This is a genomic window from Serratia sp. MYb239 (assembly GCF_002966855.1).
Classification (GTDB): domain Bacteria; phylum Pseudomonadota; class Gammaproteobacteria; order Enterobacterales; family Enterobacteriaceae; genus Serratia_B; species Serratia_B rhizosphaerae.
Map to the genome: position 1 here is coordinate 1,927,810 of NZ_CP023268.1, position 24,038 is coordinate 1,951,847.

Annotated in this window: 20 protein-coding genes; 9 read left to right on the forward strand and 11 right to left on the reverse strand. The window is 59.6% G+C overall.

Going from position 1 to position 24,038, the window contains the following annotated elements; all coding sequences use genetic code 11:
* The first annotated feature begins 115 nt into the window (after positions 1 to 115).
* Positions 116 to 667 carry a glycine zipper 2TM domain-containing protein gene (locus CLM71_RS09245; protein WP_172606288.1) on the forward strand — a complete coding sequence of 184 codons (552 nt, stop codon included), beginning with the start codon at positions 116 to 118 and terminating at the stop codon, positions 665 to 667.
* A 95-nt stretch (positions 668 to 762) separates the two neighbouring features.
* On the opposite strand, the gene mfd is transcribed toward CLM71_RS09245, so the two are convergent.
* Entirely contained in the window at positions 763 to 4,239 is a 3,477-nt protein-coding gene (mfd, locus tag CLM71_RS09250) for a transcription-repair coupling factor (protein ID WP_105230753.1), read from the reverse strand.
* 239 nt (positions 4,240 to 4,478) lie between these two features.
* On the opposite strand from mfd, the gene lolC reads away from it, so the two are divergent.
* The 5 genes from lolC to cobB are packed head-to-tail and all read left to right on the forward strand — an operon-like array spanning position 4,479 to position 9,446.
* On the forward strand, positions 4,479 to 5,681 hold the full coding sequence (gene lolC / locus CLM71_RS09255) for a lipoprotein-releasing ABC transporter permease subunit LolC (RefSeq protein ID WP_105230754.1): 1,203 nt from the start codon (positions 4,479 to 4,481) through the stop codon (positions 5,679 to 5,681).
* Positions 5,674 to 6,378, forward strand: coding sequence for a lipoprotein-releasing ABC transporter ATP-binding protein LolD (lolD, locus tag CLM71_RS09260; RefSeq protein ID WP_105230755.1), 705 nt, complete (start codon positions 5,674 to 5,676; stop codon positions 6,376 to 6,378). The genes lolC and lolD overlap by 8 nt, the downstream gene beginning before the upstream one ends.
* The gene (lolE, locus tag CLM71_RS09265) at positions 6,378 to 7,625 is read left to right on the forward strand and encodes a lipoprotein-releasing ABC transporter permease subunit LolE (RefSeq protein ID WP_105230756.1); all 1,248 of its coding nucleotides are present in this window, start codon (positions 6,378 to 6,380) and stop codon (positions 7,623 to 7,625) included. Before lolD ends, lolE begins: the two co-directional genes overlap by 1 nt.
* Positions 7,626 to 7,681: 56 nt before the next feature.
* Positions 7,682 to 8,596: an N-acetylglucosamine kinase gene (nagK, locus tag CLM71_RS09270; protein ID WP_105230757.1), complete on the forward strand. Its 915-nt coding sequence runs from the start codon at positions 7,682 to 7,684 to the stop codon at positions 8,594 to 8,596.
* Positions 8,597 to 8,609: 13 nt separating this feature from the next.
* Positions 8,610 to 9,446, forward strand: a complete 837-nt coding sequence (gene cobB, locus CLM71_RS09275; protein ID WP_105230758.1) for a Sir2 family NAD+-dependent deacetylase — start codon at positions 8,610 to 8,612, stop codon at positions 9,444 to 9,446.
* Positions 9,447 to 9,529: 83 nt separating this feature from the next.
* Here the strand turns inward: cobB and potD are convergent, their stop codons facing one another.
* The 4 genes from potD to potA form a co-directional block, all read right to left on the reverse strand.
* On the reverse strand, positions 9,530 to 10,576 hold the full coding sequence (potD, locus tag CLM71_RS09280; RefSeq protein WP_105230759.1) for a spermidine/putrescine ABC transporter substrate-binding protein PotD: 1,047 nt from the start codon (positions 10,574 to 10,576) through the stop codon (positions 9,530 to 9,532).
* Positions 10,577 to 10,783: 207 nt separating this feature from the next.
* A complete protein-coding gene (potC, locus tag CLM71_RS09285) occupies positions 10,784 to 11,560 on the reverse strand; it encodes a spermidine/putrescine ABC transporter permease PotC (protein WP_105230760.1) in 777 nt (258 codons plus the stop codon).
* On the reverse strand, positions 11,557 to 12,417 hold the full coding sequence (gene potB / locus CLM71_RS09290; protein ID WP_105230761.1) for a spermidine/putrescine ABC transporter permease PotB: 861 nt from the start codon (positions 12,415 to 12,417) through the stop codon (positions 11,557 to 11,559). The genes potC and potB overlap by 4 nt, the downstream gene beginning before the upstream one ends.
* Positions 12,401 to 13,516, reverse strand: a complete 1,116-nt coding sequence (potA, locus tag CLM71_RS09295; protein ID WP_105230762.1) for a spermidine/putrescine ABC transporter ATP-binding protein PotA — start codon at positions 13,514 to 13,516, stop codon at positions 12,401 to 12,403. The genes potB and potA overlap by 17 nt, the downstream gene beginning before the upstream one ends.
* 353 nt (positions 13,517 to 13,869) lie before the next feature.
* Between potA and pepT the strand changes: the two genes are divergently transcribed.
* The 3 genes from pepT to CLM71_RS09310 all read left to right on the forward strand — a co-directional run bounded on the left by pepT (position 13,870) and on the right by CLM71_RS09310 (position 17,061).
* On the forward strand, positions 13,870 to 15,102 hold the full coding sequence (gene pepT, locus CLM71_RS09300; protein WP_105233278.1) for a peptidase T: 1,233 nt from the start codon (positions 13,870 to 13,872) through the stop codon (positions 15,100 to 15,102).
* A 73-nt stretch (positions 15,103 to 15,175) separates the two neighbouring features.
* Positions 15,176 to 16,270, forward strand: a complete 1,095-nt coding sequence (locus tag CLM71_RS09305) for a malate/lactate/ureidoglycolate dehydrogenase (protein ID WP_105230763.1) — start codon at positions 15,176 to 15,178, stop codon at positions 16,268 to 16,270.
* A gap of 44 nt (positions 16,271 to 16,314) precedes the next feature.
* Positions 16,315 to 17,061 carry a trans-aconitate 2-methyltransferase gene (locus CLM71_RS09310; RefSeq protein WP_105230764.1) on the forward strand — a complete coding sequence of 249 codons (747 nt, stop codon included), beginning with the start codon at positions 16,315 to 16,317 and terminating at the stop codon, positions 17,059 to 17,061.
* Positions 17,062 to 17,120: 59 nt separating this feature from the next.
* On the opposite strand, the gene CLM71_RS09315 is transcribed toward CLM71_RS09310, so the two are convergent.
* The 6 genes from CLM71_RS09315 to mnmA form a co-directional block, all read right to left on the reverse strand.
* Positions 17,121 to 18,242, reverse strand: a complete 1,122-nt coding sequence (locus tag CLM71_RS09315; RefSeq protein ID WP_105230765.1) for a cupin domain-containing protein — start codon at positions 18,240 to 18,242, stop codon at positions 17,121 to 17,123.
* 108 nt (positions 18,243 to 18,350) lie between these two features.
* A complete protein-coding gene (phoQ, locus tag CLM71_RS09320) occupies positions 18,351 to 19,805 on the reverse strand; it encodes a two-component system sensor histidine kinase PhoQ (protein WP_105230766.1) in 1,455 nt (484 codons plus the stop codon).
* 5 nt (positions 19,806 to 19,810) lie between these two features.
* On the reverse strand, positions 19,811 to 20,482 hold the full coding sequence (phoP, locus tag CLM71_RS09325; protein ID WP_015671991.1) for a two-component system response regulator PhoP: 672 nt from the start codon (positions 20,480 to 20,482) through the stop codon (positions 19,811 to 19,813).
* 233 nt (positions 20,483 to 20,715) lie between these two features.
* On the reverse strand, positions 20,716 to 22,086 hold the full coding sequence (gene purB / locus CLM71_RS09330; protein ID WP_105230767.1) for an adenylosuccinate lyase: 1,371 nt from the start codon (positions 22,084 to 22,086) through the stop codon (positions 20,716 to 20,718).
* A gap of 21 nt (positions 22,087 to 22,107) precedes the next feature.
* Positions 22,108 to 22,734 (reverse strand): high frequency lysogenization protein HflD, encoded by a 627-nt coding sequence (gene hflD, locus CLM71_RS09335; protein ID WP_105230768.1) that lies wholly within the window; start codon positions 22,732 to 22,734, stop codon positions 22,108 to 22,110.
* 179 nt (positions 22,735 to 22,913) lie between these two features.
* Complete coding sequence (mnmA, locus tag CLM71_RS09340; protein WP_105233280.1) at positions 22,914 to 24,026, reverse strand: tRNA 2-thiouridine(34) synthase MnmA; 1,113 nt, start codon at positions 24,024 to 24,026, stop codon at positions 22,914 to 22,916.
* Positions 24,027 to 24,038 lie beyond the last annotated feature (12 nt).

A 24,038-nucleotide genomic window follows, 5' to 3' on the forward strand; every position in this document is an offset into this window, starting at 1 on the left:
CGCACGCCGTAAACCGGGAGGCCCGTGCCGCCAATGCGCAAAATAATAAGCGCGGTGCAACGTTGGTAACACACCCGGTGCAAAATGCGTGGTAACAATTTCAGGAGGATTTCCTGTGAACAAGTCAATGTTAGCCGGTGTAGGTATCGGTATCGCAGCTGCTCTGGGTATTGCTGCCGTTGCCAGCCTGGATGTATTTTCTTCCGGCCCACAATACGCGCAGGTTCTCAACGCCAAGCCGATTAATGAAACCATCAAAACGCCGCGGCGTGAATGCCGCAACGTGACGGTCACCCACCGTGCGCCGGTGCAGGATGAGAACCGCATTGCCGGTTCCGTGCTGGGCGCCGTAGCCGGCGGGGTTATCGGCCACCAGTTCGGCGGCGGTCGCGGCCGCGACGTAGCGACGGTGGTCGGCGCGCTGGGGGGCGGCTATGCCGGCAACCAGATCCAAGGGTCGATGCAGAACAACGACACCACCACCAGCGTGCAGCAGCGCTGCAAAACGGTGTACGACAAATCGCAGAAGCTGCTGGGCTATGATGTGACCTACAAGATCGGCGATCAGCAGGGCAAAATCCGCATGGATCACGATCCGGGCACTCAGATCCCGCTGGATAAGAGCGGTCAGCTGATCCTGAACCGCACCGATACCACACAGGCCTGATGCTTTGACGCCACTTCGGCGTCAAAAAAAACCCGCAGCCAACGTCACCGTCGGCTGCGGGTTTTTGTTTGCCCGCGCTGCGGGCTGCGGCTGTTTTACGCCAGCGTATGTTCGCGGCAGGCGCTCAGCAGATCCTCGATAAACTTCAGCCGTTTGGCCCGGTCGGTCAGATCGAGCATAAACTTCAGCTTGGTGGGGCCGTCCAGCCGGTAGATCTGCGGCTGGCTCTGCAGCAGGCCGATCAGGTAACCGGGATCGACGCGGTTCTTTTCGCCGAACTCGACAAAGCCGCCGCGTTCGTTAACCTCAATTCGCTTGATGCCCAGCGTCTGCGCATGCTGACGCAGCGCGGCGCTGTGCAGCAGATTGCGCGTGGCATCCGGCAGTTTGCCGAAGCGGTCGATCAGTTCCACCTTCAGTTCTTCCAACTCGCCGTCATGCTTGGCGCTGGCGATGCGTTTGTACAGCGACAGACGGGTGTTGACGTCCGGAATGAAATCGTCCGGCAGCAGCGCCGGCATACGCAGTTCCACCTCGGTCTGGCTGCTGGTCAGGTCCTCCAGCGACGGCTCCCGTCCCTGTTTCAGCGCATCCACCGCGCTTTCCAGCAGCTCCATATACAGCGAGAAGCCGATGGTGGTCATCTGCCCGCTCTGGTCTTCTCCCAGCAGTTCGCCGGCGCCGCGGATTTCCAGATCGTGCGTGGCCAGCGCGAAGCCGGCGCCCAGATCTTCCAGTGTGGCGATGGCTTCCAGGCGTTTATGGGCGTCGCTGCTCATCGCTTTCGGATTTGGCGTCAGCAGGTAGGCGTAAGCCTGATGGTGCGAACGACCGACGCGGCCGCGCAGCTGGTGCAGCTGCGCCAGACCGAAGCGGTCGGCCCGTTCGATGATAATGGTGTTGGCGCTGGGAATATCGATGCCGGTCTCAATAATGGTGGTGCAGACCAGTACGTTAAAGCGCTGGTGGTGGAAATCATTCATCACCCGCTCCAGATCGCGCTCGCGCATCTGGCCGTGGCCAATGGCGATGCGCGCTTCCGGCACCAGCTCCGCCAGCCGTTCGGCTGCTTTCTCGATGTTTTCCACGTCGTTGTACAGGTAGTAGACCTGGCCGCCGCGCAGCGTCTCACGCAGAATCGCTTCGCGCACCACCAGGCTGTCGTATTCGCGCACAAAGGTTTTTACCGCCAGACGGCGCGCCGGCGGGGTGGCGATAATCGACAGATCGCGCATGCCGCTCATTGCCATATTCAGCGTACGCGGGATCGGCGTCGCGGTCAGCGTCAGAATATCTACGTCGGCACGCATCGCTTTGATGCGCTCTTTGTGGCGTACGCCGAAGCGGTGTTCTTCGTCGACGATCAGCAGCCCCAAATCTTTCCAGCGCAGATCGCTCTGCAGCAGCTTGTGGGTGCCGATAACGATATCAACCTTGCCGTCCGCCGCGTCGTCCAGCACCTGCTGTTGCTCTTTAGCGCTGCGGAAGCGCGACATCATCTCAATACGGATTGGCCAGGTGGCGAAACGGTCGCGGAAGTTGTCGAAGTGCTGTTGCGCCAGCAGGGTGGTGGGCACCAGTACCGCCACCTGCTTGCCGTTCTCCACCGCCAGGAAGGCGGCGCGCATTGCCACTTCGGTTTTGCCGAAGCCCACGTCGCCGCACACCAGACGGTCCATCGCCAGTGGCTGGCACATATCGCTCAGCACCGCATTGATCGCCTGTTCCTGATCGGGCGTGGTTTCAAACGGGAACGTCTGGCAGAACAGCTGATACTGTTCGCGGTCGTGTTTAAAGGCGAAACCGGCTTTGGCCGCGCGCTGTGCGTAGATATCCAGCAGTTCGGCGGCGACGTCGCGCACTTTCTCTGCCGCTTTCTGCCGCGCCCGCGACCAGGCGTCACCGCCGAGTTTATGCAGCGGGGCATTTTCATCGGCGCCGCCGGCATAGCGGCTAATCAGATGCAGCGAGGAAACCGGCACGTACAGCTTGTCCTCACCGGCGTAGGACAAAATCAGGTATTCCGCTTTGATGCCGCCGGCTTCCAGCGTGGTCAGGCCGACATAGCGACCGACGCCGTGCTCAAGGTGCACCACCGGCTGGCCGGGGTGCAGCTCCGCCAGGTTGCGGATCAGGGTATCGGTATTGATGGTGCGGCGGTTATCCTGCCGACGTCGGCTGACGCGTTCGCCCAGCAGGTCGCTTTCGCAAATCAGCGCCCGCTGGCGCATCGCATCGAGGAAGCCGCGTTCGGCGGCGCCGACCATCATATAACGGCCGTTGTCGTCGGCCTGATCCAGCCGCTGAATCAGGCTGGTGCCCAGCTTGATGCGGCCGAGCAGATCCTGCAGCGTCTCACGCCGGCCCTCGCTCTCCACCGAGAAGATCACGCTGCCGTCAAAACCTTCGATAAAGCGGCGCAGGTTATCCAGCGGCGCTTTTTGCTGCGCCTGTACCGCCAGGTCGGGCAGGCTTTGGTAGTCGAGATTGGTGTTGCCCGCTTTGGCTGGCAGTGCCTCGGTTTTCAGCGCCACGCGCGGCCAGGCCTTCAGCTCGGCGAACAGGGCGTCGACGCGCAGCCACAGGGTGTCCGGCGCCAGCAGCGGGCGCATCGGGTCGACGCGGCGGCTCTCATAGCGCTGATTGACATCCAGCCAGAAGCGCTCGGCAGCGCTCTCCAGGTTGCCGGTATTAACCAGCAGGGTATTCGCCGGCAGATAGCTGAACAGCGACGGCAGCGGCTGGCTGAAGAACAGCGGCTGCCAGTATTCGATACCGGCGGGCCAGCTGCTTTTGCTGACCTGCTGGTAAATATGTTCGGCGTCGCGGCGCACTTCAAACTGTTCACGCCACTGGCTGCGGAACAGTTCGATAGCGTTTTTATCGGTCGGGAATTCGTGCGCCGGCAGTAGGTTGATCGACTCGACCTCGCTCAGCGTGCGCTGAGTGTCGACGTCGAAAATGCGCAGGCTGTCGATTTCGTCATCAAAGAAATCGATACGGTACGGTTCGTCGCTGCCCATCGGGTACAGATCGAGCAGGGCGCCGCGGGTGGCAAACTCGCCGTGCTCCATCACCTGATCGACGCTGCGGTAGCCGGCCTGCTCCAGCTGGGCGCGCAGTTTATCCCGCGACAGCCGCTGACCCTTATTCATCACCAGCGCATGGCCGTGCAGGAACTCATGCGGGCAGACGCGCTGCATCAGCGTGTTGACCGGCAGAATAATAATGCCGCGCGCCATGGTCGGCAGATGGTACAGGCTGGAGAGACGGGCGGAGATAATCTCCTGATGCGGCGAGAAGCTGTCGTAAGGCAGCGTTTCCCAGTCCGACAGCGTGGTGACCATCTGATCGGTAAACTGCTGGATCTCATCGCGCAGACGCAGGGCATTTTGCATATCCGGCGCGATCAGCATGATAGGTCCGTCGTGGCGTTCGGCGATTTCGGCGCACTCAACGGCGCAGGCCGAACCGGTCAGCTGACCCAGCTGGCGTAAATCCCCTGCGCGGTTCGGCAGGTCATAGCGGGAGGTAAGTGCTGCGGAACGACTACGGTTATCGGAAATGCTCATCAGGTATCTTTTGATCTGTAAATTGACGGTGATCCGGCGTCGACAGGCGGCGCTTTTGTTTGCTTTATACTAGCCCACTGGCCGGCAAACTGACATAGGCAAATGGGCTTAGTGACGGTTAATTAACCCGCATGCGGCCGCTCTGGCAGAATAAAAGCCGCCGAACGGTTCCCTAATCGGCGCGGAGCCTTTATTATCCATGATCACTTTGCTTAAGCTACGGCCACAAAACGGATTTCATGTATCAACCTGTCGCGTTATTCATTGGCCTGCGCTACATGCGCGGGCGGGCTTCAGACCGCTTTGGCCGGTTTGTCTCCTGGCTTTCCACGATCGGCATTACGCTGGGGGTGATGGCGCTGGTCACCGTGTTATCGGTGATGAACGGCTTTGAAAGAGACCTGGAAAACAACATTCTGGGCCTGATGCCGCAAGCGCTGGTCACCACTCCGAGCGGGTCGGTCAATCCTCAACATCTGCCGGCCTCTGCGGTGCAGGGGCTGCGCGGCGTGACTCGCGTGGCGCCGCTGACCACCGGCGACGTGGTGCTGCAAAGCCCGCGCAACGTGGCGGTCGGGGTGATGCTTGGCGTCAACCCGGACGAAGCCGATCCACTGACGCCGTTTCTGGTTAATGTCAAACAGCAGGCGCTGCAGCCTGGCGGGTACAACGTCATTCTGGGCGAAGTGCTGGCCGGCAAATTGGGCGTCAAACGCGGCGACAGGCTGCGTCTGATGGTGCCGAGCGCCAGCCAGTTTACCCCGATGGGGCGCATTCCCAGCCAGCGCGTGTTTACCGTGGCCGGCACCTTCCATGCCAACAGCGATGTGGACGAATACCAACTGCTGGTCAATCAGCAGGACGCTTCGCGTGTGATGCGCTACCCGGCAGGCAATATCACCGGCTGGCGCCTGTTCCTGCAGCAGCCGCTGGCGGTCGACAGCCTGAGCCAGCAGGCGTTGCCGCAGGGCGCAAGCTGGAAAGACTGGCGCGATCGCAAAGGCGAGCTGTTCCAGGCGGTGCGCATGGAAAAGAACATGATGGGGCTGCTGCTGAGCCTGATCGTGGCGGTTGCCGCCTTTAATATCATTACCTCCCTCGGCCTGCTGGTGATGGAAAAGCAGGGCGAAGTGGCCATCTTGCAAACCCAGGGGCTGACGCGCCGCCAGATTATGGCGGTGTTTATGACCCAGGGCGCCAGCGCCGGGATTATCGGCTCGCTGCTCGGTACGCTGCTGGGCGTGGTGCTGGCGCTGAACCTGAATACCATTATGCCGGCGCTTGGCGCGCTGATTGACGGCGCGTCGCTGCCGGTGGCGGTTGAACCGCTGCAGGTGACGATCATCGCCGTCGCGGCGATGGCGGTGTCACTGCTGTCCACGCTGTACCCTTCATGGCGCGCCGCCGCCGTTCAACCCGCTGAGGCTTTACGTTATGAGTAACCATCCTTTGTTGCAGTGTGACAACCTGTGCAAGACCTATCAGGAAGGCAATCTGCATACCGACGTGCTGCGAAATGTCAGTTTTGCCATGCAGCCCGGCGAGATGATGGCGATTGTCGGCAGCTCTGGCTCGGGGAAAAGTACGCTGTTGCACCTGCTGGGCGGGCTGGATTCACCGACCTCCGGCAGCGTGGTATTCAAGGGGCAGGCGATGAATTCACTGTCATCCGCCGCCAAGGCCGAACTGCGTAACCGCGAGCTGGGCTTTATCTATCAGTTTCACCACCTGCTGCCGGACTTTTCCGCGCTGGAAAACGCGGCGATGCCGCTGCTGATCGGCGGCGTTAAGCCGGCGCAGGCGCAGGAGAAAGCGATGGAAATGCTGGCGGCGGTCGGGCTGGATAAACGCAGCAAACACCGTCCGTCAGAACTGTCCGGCGGTGAACGCCAGCGGGTGGCGATCGCCCGTGCGCTGGTGAATAATCCGTCGCTGGTGCTGGCGGATGAGCCGACCGGCAACCTGGATCACCGCACCGCCGACAGCATTTTTGACCTGCTGGGGGAGCTGAACGTGCGTCAGGGCACCGCGTTTCTGGTGGTGACCCACGATCTGCAGCTGGCCAAGCGTCTTAACCGCCAGCTGGAAATGCGCGACGGTCATTTGCAGGCGCAGCTGACGCTGCTGGGGGCCGAGTAATGCGCGCATTGCCTCTCTCACTGCTGACGGCGCTGCGTTTTAGCCGCGGTCGGCGGCGCGGCGGCATGGTGTCGCTGATTTCGGTGATCTCCACCATCGGTATTGCGTTGGGCGTGGCGGTGCTGATCGTCGGCCTGAGCGCGATGAATGGCTTTGAGCGCGAGCTGCAGAACCGCGTGTTGTCGGTGGTGCCGCACGGGGAAATCGAGCCGGTGAATCAGCCGTTTAACGGCTGGCCGGCGATGATGCAGCGGGTGGAAAAGGTGCCGGGCATTCTGGCCGCCGCGCCGTATATTAATTTCACCGGCCTGATGGAAAACGGCGCCCAGCTGCGCGCGGTGCAGCTGAAAGGGGTCGACCCGGCGCAGGAAGCGAAGCTCAGCGCGCTGCCGAAGTATGTGCAGGGCGACGCCTGGGCCAACTTCAAGGGCGGCGAACAGCAGGTGATTCTGGGTAAAGGCGTCGCCGACGCGCTGGGCGTCAAGCAGGGCTCCTCTGTTACGGTGATGATCCCCAACAGCGATCCGCAGATGAAATTGCTGCAGCCGAAGCGTATTCGCCTGCATGTCAGCGGTATTTTGCAGCTCAGCGGCCAGCTGGATCACAGCCTGGCGATGGTGCCGCTGGCCGATGCGCAGCGCTATCTGGACATGGGTGACAGCGTCACCGGCATCGCCATCAAGGTTAACGACGTGTTCGCCGCCAATAAGCTGGTGCGCGACGCCGGCGAGGTGACCAACGCCTACGTTTATATCAAGAGCTGGATCGGCAAGTACGGCTATATGTACCGCGATATTCAGATGATCCGCGCCATCATGTATCTGGCTATGGTACTGGTGATCGGCGTGGCCTGCTTCAACATCGTTTCCACGCTGGTGATGGCGGTGAAGGACAAGAGCGGCGATATCGCCGTGTTGCGTACGCTGGGCGCCAAAGACGGCTTTATCCGGGCGATATTCGTCTGGTATGGCCTGCTGGCGGGGCTGGTGGGCAGCCTGAGCGGCGTGGTGGTCGGCATCTTTGCCTCGCTGCAGCTGACGAATATCATCAAGCTGATTGAAAAGATGGTCGGTCATTCATTCTTGTCCGGCGATATCTATTTTATCGACTTCTTACCGTCGGAGCTGCACTGGCTGGATGTCGTCATCGTGCTGGCGACCGCGATCGTGCTCAGCCTGCTGGCCAGCTGGTATCCGGCGCGACGCGCCAGCTGTATCGATCCGGCGCGGGTGCTAAGCGGTCAGTGATCGGGTTAAAAATGGGGCGCAGTGATGCAGCCCCATTTTTTTACGTGAGGTAACGGATGTTCTACGGTTTTGATATGGGCGGCAGCAAAATTGAGCTGGGGGTGTTCGACGCCGACCTGCAACGCATCTGGCAAAAGCGCGTGGCGACCCCGCGGGACGACTATCGCCAACTGCTGGCGACGCTGCGTGATATGACGCTGGAGGCGGACGCCGTCTGCGGCGCTGCCGGGCAGGTGGGTATCGGCATTCCCGGTTTGCCTAACGATGATGACGGCACGCTGTTTACCGCCAACGTGCCGGCGGCGATGGGGCAGGCGCTGCCGCGCGATTTGGCGGCTCTGATTGGCCGGGAAGTGCGGGTGGAAAACGACGCCAACTGCTTCGCGCTGTCGGAGGCGTGGGATAAGGAGTTCCGTCGCTATCCGGTGGTGTTCGGGCTGATCCTCGGCACCGGCGTGGGCGGCGGCCTGATCGTCGACGGCAAGGTGGTGTCTGGCCGTAATCATATCGCCGGCGAATTCGGGCATTTGCGTCTGCCGGTTGATGCGCTGGAAGTGCTGGGGCGTGATATACCTCGCGTTGCCTGCGGCTGTGGTCATCATGGTTGCATTGAAAATTACATATCAGGCCGCGGATTTGAGTGGCTGTACGCGCATTTTTATCAGCAGCGCTTGTCTGCGCCGCAAATTATTGCGCATTATCAGGCCGGTGAGCCGCAGGCGCAGGCTCACGTTGAGCGTTTTCTCGATCTGCTGGCGATTTGTCTGGGCAATTTACTGACCGTCATCGATCCGCATCTGGTGGTGATTGGCGGGGGATTATCGAATTTTGCAGCGATCTACCAGGCGCTGCCGTCACGTCTGCCGCGCAGCCTGTTGCGCGTGGCGAAGATGCCGCGGATCGAACCGGCGCGCTATGGCGACGCCGGCGGCGTGCGTGGGGCGGCGTTTCTCAACCTGGCGGATCATTGAATAAGGAGTAGTTATGCGTACGCGCCATCGGCTGCATCAGTTTCGCAAGAGCAAACATGTGCTGCACCAACGTTTTCGTTCGCGGATTTTTCACCGCGATACCATGGCGGCGGCGGAGTTGAAAAAGCCGTTTGTGGTGGTGTTGACCGGGGCAGGTATTTCTGCGGAATCCGGCATTCGCACCTTCCGCGCAGCGGACGGTTTGTGGGAAGAGCACAAGGTGGAGGACGTGGCGACGCCGGAAGGTTTCCAACGCGATCCGGAGCTGGTGCAGGCGTTTTACAATGCGCGCCGCCGCCAGCTGCAGCAGGATGATATTGCGCCGAACGCCGCGCACCGTGCGCTGGCCAGTCTGGAAGAGTGGCTGGGGGATAACTTTCTGCTGGTTACGCAAAATATCGACAATCTGCACGAGCGCGCCGGCAACCACCGGGTGGTGCATATGCATGGAGAACTGCTGAAGGTGCGCTGCACGCAGTCCGGCCAGGTGGTTGACTGGCCCGGCGATCTGAGCGTCGACGACCGCTGCCACTGCTGCCAGTTCCCGGCGCCGCTGCGCCCGCACGTGGTGTGGTTCGGCGAAATGCCGATCGGTATGGACGATATCTATCAGGCTCTGGAGAGGGCAGATTTCTTCGTCGCTATCGGCACCTCCGGACATGTGTATCCGGCGGCCGGGTTTGTGCATGAGGCGCGGCTGAGCGGTGCGCATACCATGGAACTGAATCTGGAGCCGAGCCAGGTGGAAAGCCAGTTTGCCGAGAAGCATTACGGGCCGGCCAGTGAAGTGGTGCCGCGCTTTGTGCATAAATTTCTGATGGGGAAGATTGAACGCGCCGATCGGCCGTAACCCTGTTGGCGTCGCTGCAGCGCTGGCAGCGGAGGAAACAAGACCGGGCATTGCGCCCGGCCTGAATCAGCCAGAGGCTGGCGTTAGCGGCCGGCCTTCAGCTTCTGGAACTGGGTTTCGTACAGCGTGCTGGCGTCGCCGACGTCGTTCTGCCATTCGCCGTTTTTGATCACTGCTTCGTCCGGATACAGTGACTTATCGTTGGCAATGTCCGGCGGCAGCAGTTTTTTCGCGGCCAGATTCGGCGTTGGGTAACCGATGGTTTTCGCCACCTGCACGGCAATTTCCGGCCGCAGCAGGAAGTTGATCAGCTTCAGCGCGCCGTCGACGTTTTTGGCGTTAGCCGGGATCGCCAGGCTGTCCATCCAGAAAATACCGCCTTCCTTCGGCCAGACAATCTCCAGCGGCGTGCCGGCCTGACGGGCGACAAAGGCCGAGCCGTTCCACACCATGCCCAGGTTGACTTCCCCTTCCATAAACGGGTTGCCCGGGTTGTCGGAGTTAAAGGCCAGCACGTTCGGCATCAGCTTTTTCAGCTCGTTATAGGCGGCTTCAATCTCTTGCGGATTGGTGGTGTTGCCGGAATAGCCCAGTTTCCGCAGCGCCATCTGGAACACTTCGCGCGCGTCATCGGTCAGCAGCAGGCTGCTTTTGTACTCCGGCTTCCACAGGTCGGCCCATGAGGTAATGGTTTTCGGGTCGATCTCGTCGCTGTTGACGCCGATGGCGGTGGCGCCCCAGATATACGGGATGGAATAATCGTTATTCGGATCGAACGGTTTGTTCAGCAGGTTGGGATCCAGATCCTTAAAGTTGCTGAGCTTGCTCTTGTCGATCTTCTGCAGCATGCCTTCCTTACTCATCTTGGCGATGAAATAGGTGGAAGGCACCACCAGATCGTACGCGCCGTCTTTATAGGTCTTCAGCTTGGCGTACATGCTTTCATTGGATTCATAGGTGGAATAGATCACCTTAATCCCCGTTTCTTTGGTGAACTGATCGAGCAGGCCCGGCGGCACATATTCAGTCCAGTTATAGAAATAGAGGGTTTTGCCGTCATCGGCGGCGGTTGCAGAGCCGATGCTCAGTGCCATCATCCCGGCTGCGAGCAGGTGTGACCACTTTTTCATGCAGCGTATCCTTCAGCAGTTATCGCGTTTAACAGTATAGGCCGAATAGCGGCGCGGCGGTCCTATACCCCAGAGAGCGGCCATTATAGGCGGCGGGCGGCGCGGGGTAAAGGCGGTTATCCCCTTGGTAAATAGCGGCTTTTAGTCTGGAAAACGGGACGGCAGGTGAGAAACGGACACATTCACAATTGGAATGTGTCCGTTCGATTATTTGACGTTGCGATCGCGCAGGATCAGCTGGCTGGCGAGCACCAGCACCAGCGACATCAGCAGCAGAATGGTGGCGAGGGCGTTGACCTCCGGCGAGACGCCGACCTTGACCATCGAATAGATCTTCAGCGGCAGGATCTCATAGCTCGGCCCGGTGACGAACGAAGACACCACCACATCATCCATCGACAGGGTAAAGCTCAGCAGCCAGCCGGCGGCGACGGCCGGCATCGCCAGCGGCAGGATGATTTTGCGCAGGATCGTCACCTCGCCAGCGCCGAGGTCGCGCGCCGCTTCCAGCATTTTGACGTCGAAGCCTTTCAGCCGCGAGTAGACGGTCACCACCACAAACGGCAGGCAGAAAGTGATGTGCGAAAACAGCAGCGACCAGAAGCCCAGCGAGATGCCCAGTAGCATAAACAGCACCAGCAGGGAGATCGCCATCACGATATCCGGCGACATCATCACCACAAACAGCATACCGCTGACGAATGGCTTGCCGCGGAAGCGGTAGCGGTACAGCGCCACCGCGGTCAGCGAGCCGATCAGCGTGGCGAAGGTGGCCGACAGCACCGCCATGGTCAGCGAGTGGCCCGCCGCCTGCAGCAGACTGTCGTTGTTGAGCAGGGTCGAGTACCAGTCGACGGTAAACCCTTGCCAGTTGATGCCAAAGCGCGATGCGTTGAACGAGTTGACGATCAGAATCACGATCGGAATATATAAATAGGCGTAAATGATGGTCATAAAACCACCGCGTAGCAGGCGTCCGATCATTCCAGTTCCACCTTCTTGTTCAGCAGCTTCGCCGCGCGGTAGTACACCAGCAGCATCAGGCCCATGACCAGCGTCAGGCAGATGCTGGTAGCAGCGCCAAACGGCCAGTCGCGAATATTCAGGAACTGGCTCTTGATCACGTTGCCGATCAGCAGGTTTTTCGCGCCGCCCATCAGGTCCGCAACGAAGAACAGCCCCATTGCCGGCAGGATCACCAGCAGGCAGCCGGCGATAATGCCGGGCATGGTCAGCGGCACGATGATGCGGATAAAGGTCTGCAGCTTGCTGGCGCCGAGATCGCGCGCCGCTTCCAGACAGGATTTATCCAGTTTCTCAATGCTGGAGTAGAGCGGCATCACCATAAACGGCAGCAGAATATAAATCAGTCCCAGCACCACCGCTTCGGAGGTGTACATGATGCGAAACGGTTTGTCGATCACCCCCAGCCACAGCAGGAAATCGTTCAGATAGCCGCGGGTGCTGAGGAACAGCTTCAGGCCGTAGATGCGGATCAGCGAGTTGGTCCAGAAGGGGACGATCAGCAGAAACAGCAGCAGCGGCCGCACCTTCTGCGGCAGGCGCGCCAGAATAAAGGCGAACGGATAGCCGATCACCAGGCAGCACAGGGTGGCGATCACCGCCATATTCAGCGAGTGCAGCAGCACTTCGGCGTACAGCGGATCGAACAGCCGGGTGTAGTTATCCAGCGTGAACACCATCTGAATCAGATTGGCGTCGTCGCGGGTCAGGAAGCTGGTGCCGATAATCATCAGGTTCGGCATAAACACGAACAGCACCAGCCAGGCGACTACCCCGGTAATCACCACATTCTGGAACAGTTTACGCGAGGTCTTCATCGGCCAGCACCACCTCCCAGCTTTCAACCCAGGTCACCGCCATTTTCTGATTCAGCGAGTGGTCGACGTCCGGATCGTCTTCGTTAAAGAATTCGCTGACCATGACCATCTTGCCGTTTTCCAGCTCGACGACCGAGTCCAGCGTCATTCCCTTGTAGTTACGTTCGCGCACATAGCCGATCAGGCCGTCGACCTGCTCGGCGCCGTTGATCTCCTCAACGCGCAGATCCTCCGGCCGCAGCAGCACTTTCAGGCGCTGGCCGGCGCTGACCGGCAGGCTGGCGTAGATATCGCATTCGCGCCCTTCGACGTTGGCGCGCACCCGCTGCGCGTCGATGCGTTGCAGCACGGTGGCGTCAAAGATATTAATCTCGCCGATAAAGCTGGCGACAAACAGGTTGCGCGGCTCTTCGTAGATCTCGCGCGGCGTGCCGTCCTGCTCAATGCGGCCTTCGCGCATCACCACGATGCGGTCCGACATGGTCAGCGCCTCTTCCTGATCGTGGGTGACGAAGACAAAGGTGATGCCGAGCTTGCGCTGCAGCGCCTTCAGCTCGTTCTGCATCTGTTTGCGCAGCTTATAGTCCAGCGCCGACAGCGACTCATCCAGCAGCAGAACCTTGGGTTTATTCACCACCGCGCGGGCGATGGCGACGCGCTGCTGCTGGCCGCCGGACAGCTGGCTGGGACGCCGCTGTGCAAAGGCCTCCAACTGCACCATGCGCAGCGCTTCTTCCACCCGCGGGGTAATCTCCGCCGCCGGCGTTTTCTGCATCCGCAGGCCGAAGGCGACGTTGTCAAACACCGTCATGTGCGGGAACAGCGCGTAGCTCTGGAAGACGGTATTGACGTGGCGGTGTTCGGCCGGAATGTCGGTAATATCCAGACCGTCGAGCACGATCTGGCCGCTGTCGACATCTTCCAGGCCGGCGATCAGGCGCAACACGGTGGTTTTACCGCAGCCGGAGGGGCCGAGGATCGTCAAAAACTCGCCGTGATTAATGGTGAGGTCAAGATCGCTGATGATGGTTTTGCCGTCGAATCCTTTGCTTAACGCTTTCAATTCAACAAGTGGCTTCAGAGAGGATTTCTCAGTCATTTATGGTGTCACTCTATCCCGTGAACTCTTGCAGATAGAACCGCCGCTGGAAAAGACTGCGAGAGCTGGCGAAATACCCCGCCGTACAAAAGCTCAAAACCAGTGGCGCCGCTCGAAATTTTTAGAGCGCGCATGATAGACGCTGTGGCAGTGAATTGAAAGCCGAACCGCCGGCAACGCGCTGATTTTTACCATTATAGCCGCACTATACGACAATTTAACGTATTCATTACGCCAATAAATCATTACCGACGGTAATGATTCTCACTAATTCTGGTTAAAAATGACCTGACGCAATATTTCCCGCCAGGCGCTTTAGCATAATGACTTGCGATAATCTGAAGGGCGCCATCATGGATAAACTACTCGATCGTTTTTTTAACTACGTCACCTTTGATACGCAATCCAAAGCGAACGTTAAACATGTGCCAAGTACGGACGGGCAGCTGAAACTGGCGCGCGCGTTACAGCAGGAGCTGCTGGCGCTGGGTTTTGCGCAGGTGATGCTCAGCGAACACGGCTGCGTCACGGCGACGCTGCCAGCCAATGTCGCCTGGCCGGTGCCCGCCATCGGATTTATCTCCCATCTTGATACCTCGCCGGACGTCAGCGGCAAACAGGTGAATCCGCAAATTGTGGAGAATTATCGCGGTGGTGATATTGCGCTGGGCATCGGCGATGAGGTGCTGTCGCCGGTGCGCTTCCCGGTGTTGCATCAACTGCTGGGGCAGACGCTGATCACCACCGACGGCAAAACGCTGCTCGGGGCGGATGATAAGGCCGGCATTGCGGAAATCATTACCGCCATGGTGCGTCTGCGGCAGCAGCAGATTCCGCACGGGGATATCCGCATCGCCTTTACGCCCGATGAAGAAGTCGGCAAAGGGGCCCGCTATTTTGACGTCGAGAGCTTTGACGCCGCCTGGGCCTATACCATTGACGGCGGTGGCGTGGGGGAGCTGGAGTGTGAGAACTTCAACGCTGCCTCGGCGTTGGTGAAGATTGTTGGCAACAATGCGCATCCCGGCAGCGCCAAGGGCGTGATGGTCAACGCGCTGACGCTGGCGACCCGTTTCCACCAGTGTCTGCCGGCGGATGAGACGCCGGAAAACACCGCGGATTATCAGGGCTTCTATCATCTGAGCAGCATCAAGGGGCAGGTCGACCGCGCCGAGATGCACTATATCCTGCGCGACTTTGAGCGCGACGGCTTTGCCGCCCGCAAACGTCAACTGATGGCGGCGGCAGAGTTGGTGGGCAAAGGGCTGCCGCGTGAGTGCCACATCGACGTCACCATTGAGGACAGCTACTACAACATGCGCGAGCTGGTGGCTGAGCATCCGCACGTGGTGGAACTGGCGCAGCAGGCGATGCGCGACTGCGGAATTGAGCCCATCATTAAGCCGATCCGCGGCGGTACCGACGGCGCGCAGCTCTCTTTCAAAGGGCTGCCATGCCCCAATCTGTTTACCGGCGGCTACAATTTCCACAGCAAACACGAATTTATTACACTGGAGGGGATGGAGCAGGCGGTGGCGGTGATTATGCGTATCGCGACCCTGACGGCGGAACGCGCCAAAGGTTGATGAGTTGTTAACTTGCCGCAATTAATTTTTGTGCCTAGGGTTGAGTAACATTTTGCACAAGGAGATTTGCGGCATGAGTTCTGAGTATCGTATCGGCAGCCAGGGATTAGGGCGGTTTGTTCAGGCGATCTGGCGCCATACCGGCAGTTCCGCCCGTGAGGCTGAGCTGGTGGCGGAACACCTGGTGCAGGCCAATCTGGCCGGGCATGATTCGCACGGCGTCGGCATGATCCCGCGCTATATGTCATCGCTGGCGCAGGGGCATCTGCAGCTGAATACCCATGTCAGGGTGGTGAAGGATGCCGGCGCGGTGCTGACGCTGGACGGCGGCAAAGGATTTGGTCAGGTGGTCGCCAGCGAAGCGATGGAGCTCGGTATTGAACGGGCGCGCCAGCTGGGAATTGCCGCCGTGGCGCTGCACAATGCCCACCATATCGGCCGCATCGGCCACTGGGCGGAGCAGTGCGCGCGTGCCGGCTTTGTTTCTATCCATTTCGTCAATGTGATGGGCGATCCTATGGTGGCGCCGTTTGGCGGCAGCGACCGCCGCTTCGGCACCAACCCTTTCTGCATGATTTTTCCTCGTCCTGGCCAGGCGCCGCTGTTGCTGGACTTTGCCACCAGCGGCATTGCTTACGGCAAAACGCGCGTTGCGTACAACAAAGGCCTGACGGTAGCGCCCGGCTATCTGATCGATGAGCAGGGCCGGCCGACCAACGAACCAAAGGTAATGCATGAAGCGCCGTTTGGTTCTCTGCTGCCGTTCGGCGCTCATAAGGGCTATGCGTTGGCGACGCTGTGCGAAATTCTGGGCGGCGCGCTGTCCGGCGGACAAACCACCCATGATGATACGCTGCAGGTAACCAACGACGCGATCATCAACGGCATGACCACCATTATTCTCAACCCGGACGCCTTTGAAGCGCCGGCAATGCAGGCTGAGGCTGAAGCCTTTGTTGACTGGGTGAAGGCTTCGCCGGAAAGCGGCGACGAGCCGATTCAGGTGCCGGGCGAGTGGGAAGAGATGAACCGTGCGCTGCGCCTGCAGGATGGTATCCCGATTGATGCCAATACCTGGCAGCAGATTTGCGCCGCGGCGCAGACGGCCGGCATGCCGCAGGCCGAGCTGGAAGGCTATCGCGCGCTGGCACGGGCTGACTCCGTGTAATACGGCTGACGTCGACTGTTCGGAAAAATATAGGGGAACACGGAATGCAGCAGTTTAATACCCATGCGCAGGCTTATAACGCGGTGCGCAGCAAGATTAGCTATCCCGATGCGTTGTATGCGTCGTTGGCGGCCAGAGCGCCGGCGCATAACGCTGCGCTTGATATCGGCTGCGGCAACGGTGTTTCTACGGTGCGTCTGCAGGGGCTGTTTCAGCAGGTGGAAGGCTGCGATATCGGTGCGGCGCTGATCGAGAAGGCGCGGCAGAACTACCCGGCGCTGACTTTCAGCGTCTGTGCTGCGGAAGATTTTGCGCCTGCCCGCCGTTTTGACCTTATCACCAGCGCCACGTCGTTTTATTGGATGGATCGCAAGGCGGTGCTGATGAAATTGCCGGCGTGGCTGAATCCCGGCGGGCTGTTCTGCGCGTACAAATATGATTTTCCGCTGGCGTACGGGCCGCTGCGTGATTTTATCGAGCGGGAACTGGTGACCAACTGGGCGCGTTACCGCGATCCCCGGCTGACGCAGTACGATGACACGCTGGAAATAATGCAGGGCTGCCGCCACCTGCAGCAGGCCCGACGCGAGGTGTTCGCCAATATCATTTTCCTGACGCCGGAAGAGGTGGCGCTGTTCTTTTTATCCACCAGCTACGTGACGCGCTATATCGAAGAAGAGGGCGGGCAGGCGTATATCGAACGGTTCAGCGCCGCGGTGCGGGAGATTGCGCGGTCGGAGAGCGTGGCGATGAACTTTGATATTCATGCGTTTACCGCCGTGCTGGGCTAGGCTGCCGGCGAAAAAAAGCCCCCGGAATCGGGGGCTGATAAATGAGCCTACAGGCGGCGTCAGTCGTTAAAATACCAATAGCCGTTGTTGATCAGCGCGGTCAGCAGGGCGAGGAAGGACGGATCGTCGACCGCATCGCCCAGCAGCTCGGCATCGACGCTGAAGTGCTGGCACAGAGCATCGGCAGCCTGCAGATGTTCGGTATCAATCAGCTCCCCGTTGACGAAACACCGATCGCCGACGCGTAATACGCGCAGGCCGCCCAGACGCTGCAACGCTTCACCCTGTTGCAGCAGCTCGTAGATTTCACCGGCCTGATATGGCGGCTCCGGCGGTGCGACGTCGAGCTCGTGGCGCGACTGAGAAATAAACTCGCCGAACCAGTGCTGGAAGTGCTCCGGCTGCTGTACCAGATCCAGCATCATCGCGCGCAGCGCGTCCACTTCCTGCGGCAGTACCTCGGCCGGGTGCTCGCGCAGCTGAATATCGGGGTCGCCATAGCGTTTGCTGCCCAGTTCGCGCGCCAGTACGTAATCGGCGAAGCCGCTGATCAGCTCCCGGCCGTTGGGCGCACGGAAACCAACCGAATAGTTAAGCGCGTTTTCCAACGCGTAGCCTTCATGCGGGAAGCCCGGCGGAATATAGAGAATATCGCCCGGCTCCATCTCTTCGTCGATAATGGCGTCGAACGGCTCTACCTGCAGCAGGTCCGGATGCGGACAGTGCTGCTTCATCGGCACTTTTTCCCCGACGCGCCAGCGGCGGCGGCCGGTGCCCTGAATGATAAATACGTCATATTGGTCAAGGTGCGGCCCTACGCCGCCGCCCGGCACCGAGAAGGAGATCATCAGATCGTCCATGCGCCAGTCCGGCAGTTGGCGGAACGGGCGCATCAGCGCGGAGGATGGCTCGTGCCAGTGGTCCACCGCCTGCACCAGCAGCGACCAGTTGTTTTCACCCAGGTGGTCATAGCTTTCGAAAGGCCCGTGCGCCACCTGCCAGCGCCCGTCCTGATGGCTGACGACTCGGCTGTCTACCTCATTTTCCATTGCCAGCCCGGCCAGTTCGTCCGGAGAGATCGGATCGATAAAGTTTTTAAAGCCGCGCTTGAGAATCACCGGACGCTTTTGCCAATAACGCTGCAGAAAATCGCGCCAGTCCAGATCTAATTGATAATCCATGTTGTATTCCAGGAGAGGAGTGTGCCTGTAGAGGATTATATACTCTTCGCCGCTGAAGCTGCAGCATTGTCGGCAGAGATCCGGCGCGTGGCGCGCCGGTGTGCGGGATTATTCGCCATGCGTATCGTACTGGCGGGCAAAAGTAACCATCATGCGCGCGCCGCCGAGCGGGCTGTCGGCAATAGTGATCTCCCCGTCGTACTGTTCGATAATTTCCGCCGCCACCGACAGGCCCAGCCCCTGGCCGGGGCTCAGGGTGTCGACGCGCTGGCCGCGTTGAAAAATCAGCGTGCGCTTGCTCTGCGGGATGCCGGGGCCGTCATCATCCACCATAAGGGTCAGGTGTTCATCGGAGTGCAGGGTGGTGACCTCAACAAACTCCAGACAGTATTTACAGGCGTTTTCCAGCACGTTGCCCATTACTTCCATAAAGTCGTTTTTCTCGCCGATAAAGGTGACCTCCGGCGAAATATCCAGCGTAATCACCACGCCCTTACGCTGGTACACCTTGTTCAGCGCCAGGCTCAGGCTGTCGAGCAGCGCCGGCACCGAGTGGATCTCCCGCGTCAGCACCGTCTGCCCGGAGTTGATACTGGCGCGGTGCAGGTAATAACCAATCTGCTGCGAGATGCGGCCGATCTGTTCGAGCATGATCGGCTCCGCTTCTTCAATGGTGGTCTGCTTGCCGGAACGCAGCGAGCGCAGCGTGGTCTGCAGCACCGCCAGCGGCGTCTTCAGGCTGTGGGTCAAATCGGACAGCGTGGTGCGGTACTTGGTGTAACGCTGGCGTTCGTTGCGTAACAGAATGTTCAGGTTGCGCACCAGGCCGCGCAGTTCACTGGGGGGATTTTCATCCAGCTGATCGCGTTCGCCGTTTTCCAGATCGCCGACCTGATGGATCAGCGTTTTTATCGGCCGCAGGCTCCAGTAGGCTGCCAACCACAGCAGCGGCACCACCAACAGCAGATTGGCCAGCAGCACATAGCTGAACCACTCCCACACCACATCCGAGCGCTGCAGTTCCTGCGGAATGGAGTCGACCACCACAATGGTCAGCGCCGGCAGGCGCGCGGTGGCGGCATAGGTATTGACCGCCACCGAGTGGGTTAGCGCATTTTGGTCGGACGCGTCATAGTCTTTCAGCTGATCCTGCGCTTTGGGGTTGTCGCCCAGTACTTCGCTGCTGATGCGGGTGTCGGTGTCGATTTCATAAAACCCGGCATCTTTCAGCCATTTTTTATCGATCAGCCTTTCCAGCTCGGGCATCTTGCGCTGGCTCCACAGCAGATGGCCGTGCTCATCATAGATAAACACCAGCGTCGGGGAGTTAAGATCGATATCGGGCGGAATGGCGATGGTGAGTTTTTGGTCCTTCCACTGGGCCAGGCTGAAAAACAGATTGCTTTCGCTGCGCAGCAGACGGAAGGCGGTTTTGTCGAAACTGACAATGTAGCCGACTACCGCCACCAGCCCGTAGGAGAGCGACAGCGCCAAAATGACGCCGGCGGTCGCCATCAGAAAGCGGGCGCGCAGCGAGAACGGCTTTTTATCCCTGTTGAACATAACACTCACTTAATGTCGAAGCGGTATCCCTGGCCACGCACCGTGGTGATCACTTCCTGCGGATGCTCGGCCTGGAGCTTTTTACGCAGACGGCCCATCAGCACGTCGATAGTGTGGCTTTCGCGCAGCTCGGCGTCGGGATAGAGCTGCAGCATCAGCAGATCTTTGCTCACCACCTTGCCGGCGTTGCGGATCAGCGTTTCGATAATGGTGTATTCGAACGCCGTCAATTTGATCTGCTGCTCGTTAACGCACAGTTCGCGGCGCGACAGATCGATCTGGAAGGGCGGCAGCACGATGACCTGTGAGGCAAGGCCGCTGTTGCGGCGCATCAAGGCCTGCATGCGGGCGATCACCTCTTCCAGATGGAAAGGTTTGGTGACATAGTCGTCGGCGCCGGCTTCCAGCACCGCCACTTTGTCCTGCCAGCTTTCGCGGGCGGTCAGCACCAGAATCGGCAGTTTGACCTGATGGGCGCGCCAGCGGCGGATCAGCGCCAGTCCGTCCTCACCCGGCAGGCCGAGGTCGACAATGGCGATATCCGGCGCGTGTTCCTGCAGAAAATAATCTGCTTCTTTGCTGTCTTCCGCCGCGTCGACCTGATGTCCCATCTCGCGCATCTGTACCGAAAGGTGATGACGCAGCAGACCATTATCTTCAACCACCAGTATTCGCATCGATAATCTCCTGTTTTCGCGCGGGTGCGGCTCCAATCACCCAAATTATATAGGTATCACGCAATTAAGCACGGTTTTCCCGGATTGCGGCTTAATTATCGGCAGCGACCGGTAAACGTTGACTCAACGACGGTGGGGTGAAGCTTAACCAAACTTAAACGGATAGAACGTGGCGACGGCGGGGCGATAAAAAAGGCGGCCCGGAGGCCGCCTGGCTGCGTACGGGCGCAGGATTATTTCAGTTCGTCCACCATGGTGGTGGCGCGGCCGATATAGTTGGCCGGCGTCATTGCTTTCAGACGGGTTTTCTCGTCTTCCGGCAGCGCCAGGCCGTCGATAAACGCCTGCATACCGGCGGCGTCCACGCGTTTGCCGCGGGTCAGCTCTTTCAGCTTCTCATACGGTTTTTCAATACCGTAGCGGCGCATCACGGTCTGGATCGGCTCGGCCAGCACTTCCCAGTTGTGGTCCAGCTCATCCAGCAGGTGCGCCTGGTTCACTTCCAGCTTGCTGATGCCCTTCAGGGTGGACTGATAGGCGATTAGCGCATAGCCGATGCCCACGCCCAGGTTGCGCAGTACGGTGGAGTCGGTCAGGTCGCGCTGCCAGCGGGACACCGGCAGTTTGCTCGCCAGATGGCCCAGCACGGCGTTAGCCAGGCCCAGGTTGCCTTCGGAGTTTTCGAAGTCAATCGGGTTGACCTTGTGCGGCATGGTAGATGAGCCGATCTCGCCGGCGATGGTCTTCTGCTTGAAGTGGTTCAGCGCGATGTAGCCCCAGATATCGCGATCGAAGTCGATCAGGATAGTGTTGAAGCGGGCGATGCAGTCGAACAGTTCGGCAATGTAGTCGTGCGGTTCGATCTGGGTGGTGTACGGGTTCCAGGTAATGCCCAGCGAGGTGACGAACTCTTCGCTGAAGCGGTGCCAGTCCACTTCCGGGTAGGCGACGATGTGGGCGTTATAGTTGCCGACGGCGCCGTTGATTTTACCGAGGATCTCGACGCGCTCCAGCTGGCGGTACTGACGCTCCATGCGGTAAGCCACGTTGGCCAGCTCTTTGCCTACGGTAGACGGCGTGGCCGGCTGGCCGTGGGTGCGGGACAGCAGCGGAATATCGCGGTATTCCTGCGCCAGCTTGGCGATGGCGTCGATAGTCTGACGCCAGTAAGGCAGCACCACATCCTGGCGGGCGGTGCTCAGCATCAGCGCGTGGGACAGGTTATTGATATCTTCGGAGGTACAGGCGAAGTGGATAAACTCGGACACCGCATGCAGGGCCGGCACCGCCGCCACTTTTTCCTTGAGAAAATATTCGACCGCCTTCACATCGTGGTTGGTGGTGCGTTCGATGGTTTTGATGCGCTGAGCGTCTTCTTCGCTGAATTCTGCAACGATCTTGTCGAGGAAAGCGTTTGCGTCGGCGTCAAAAGCAGGAACTTCCTTGATTTCTGCGCAGGCCGCCAGTTTTTGCAGCCAACGTACTTCAACCTGTACGCGGAATTTCAGCAGGCCGAATTCGCTGAAAATGGTGCGCAGTGCGCTGACTTTATCACCGTAGCGTCCGTCAACGGGGGAAACGGCGGTCAGTGAGGATAATTCCATCGGTAGCAACTCCTGGGAAAATTAACAATGAGCAACGATATTTTGCGCCTGTGTGAACAGACGATTACGGGAAAACATTAACTGCAGGCGGCTGCCGCCGACCTGTTGCCACAGCACGGCGGCGCGGATGCCGGCCAGCAGCGTGGCGCGCACTTTGGCCTGCACCTGGCTGTTTTGTAAAATGGCCGGTGAACCGGTGACCTGAATGCGCGGCCCCAGCGGGCTGACCACGTCGACATAGATGCCGGCCAGGGCGCTGATAATGGTGTCGGATTCCAGCTCGAAATGCGCCAGCTGACGCTCCAGCTGTTCAAGGCGTTCGCCGAGGGTATTCATCGCCTGTTTGTTGGCGTTGAGCTTGCGTTCCAGCACCATCAGGCTGATGGTGTAGCGGGTCAGTTCGGCGCCGGGGCCTTTATTATTGGCGTTCAGTACGCCCATCAGCGTTTCCAGACCGACTTTCAGATTACGTTCTTCGCCGCCGAATACCGCCAGCGTAGAGGAGGGGTTCATCTGCAGCAGGCTGCTGAGCGAGGTGTGCAACGCGTCGCGGTCGCATTGCCCTTCATGCGCGAGCTGCTGAACCAAACGCGCTGACTGGCTGATTCCGGCCATGGCCAACGTGATGTCATAATAATTCTTCGCCACGAATACTCCTGTATACGGTACATGGCTTACGGTGACAGGCTGCGTGACGGCAAAACGATAACCTTTGCCCGCGCCGGTAACGATAATGATCGTGAATGTTGCAAATCATGCCATAAAACGCGGGCTAAACCCAGCGCGCATTACCGGCGCGCCGGGCCGGGTGCCGGCTATACCGCGGCTTAACCTTCCTCGAGCGGCAGGCGTTGTTCGATAATGCCGCCGCCCAGGCAGATTTCACCCTGGTAGAACACCGCCGACTGGCCGGGCGTCACCGCCGCGACCGGTTCGTCAAAGCGCACTTCGATGCGTTGATCGTCGATCGGCGTGATGGTGCACGGCAGATCCTGCTGGCGGTAGCGGGTTTTCACCGTACAGCGCAGCGGGGCGGTCAGCGGTTGGCGATCGACCCAGTGCAGCTGTTGGGCGATCAGACCAAGCGACATCAGGCGCGGATGGTCGTGACCCTGGGCGACGATCAGTACGTTGTTGGCGACGTCTTTGTCGACCACGTACCACGGATCTTCGCTGCTGTCTTTCATGCCGCCGATGCCGAGCCCTTTACGCTGGCCCAGCGTGTGGTACATCAGCCCCTGATGCTGGCCGATGGTCTGACCGTCGACGGTCATAATCGGGCCGGGCTGCGCCGGCAGATAGCGGCCGAGGAAGTCGCGGAACTTACGTTCGCCGATAAAGCAGATGCCGGTGGAGTCTTTTTTCTTGGCGGTGACCAGCTCCAGCTGTTCGGCGATGCGGCGCACCTCCGGCTTTTCCAGCTCGCCGACCGGGAACAGGCTTTGCGCCACCTGCTCATGGCTCAGGGTATACAGGAAATAGCTCTGGTCTTTGTTGCCGTCGACGCCGCGCAGCAGACGGCTCTTACCGTCAACGTCCTGGCGACGCACATAGTGGCCGGTAGCGATATAGTCGGCGCCCAGATCTTCGGCGGCGAACTCCAGGAAGGCTTTAAACTTGATTTCTTTATTGCACAGGATGTCCGGGTTCGGCGTGCGGCCGGCCTTGTACTCTTCCAGGAACAGCTCGAATACGTTGTCCCAGTATTCCGCCGCGAAGTTGACCGTATGCAGCTCAATGCCGAGTTTGTCGCATACCGCCTGGGCATCGGCCAGATCGGTCGCTGCGGAGCAATACTCTTCGTCGTCGTCTTCCTCCCAGTTCTTCATAAACAGCCCAGCGACCTGGTAGCCCTCTTGCTGTAACAGATAGGCGGTAACGGAAGAGTCGACGCCGCCGGACATTCCGACGATTACTTTTTTCTGGCTGTTGTCTGACATGGGGATCTCACG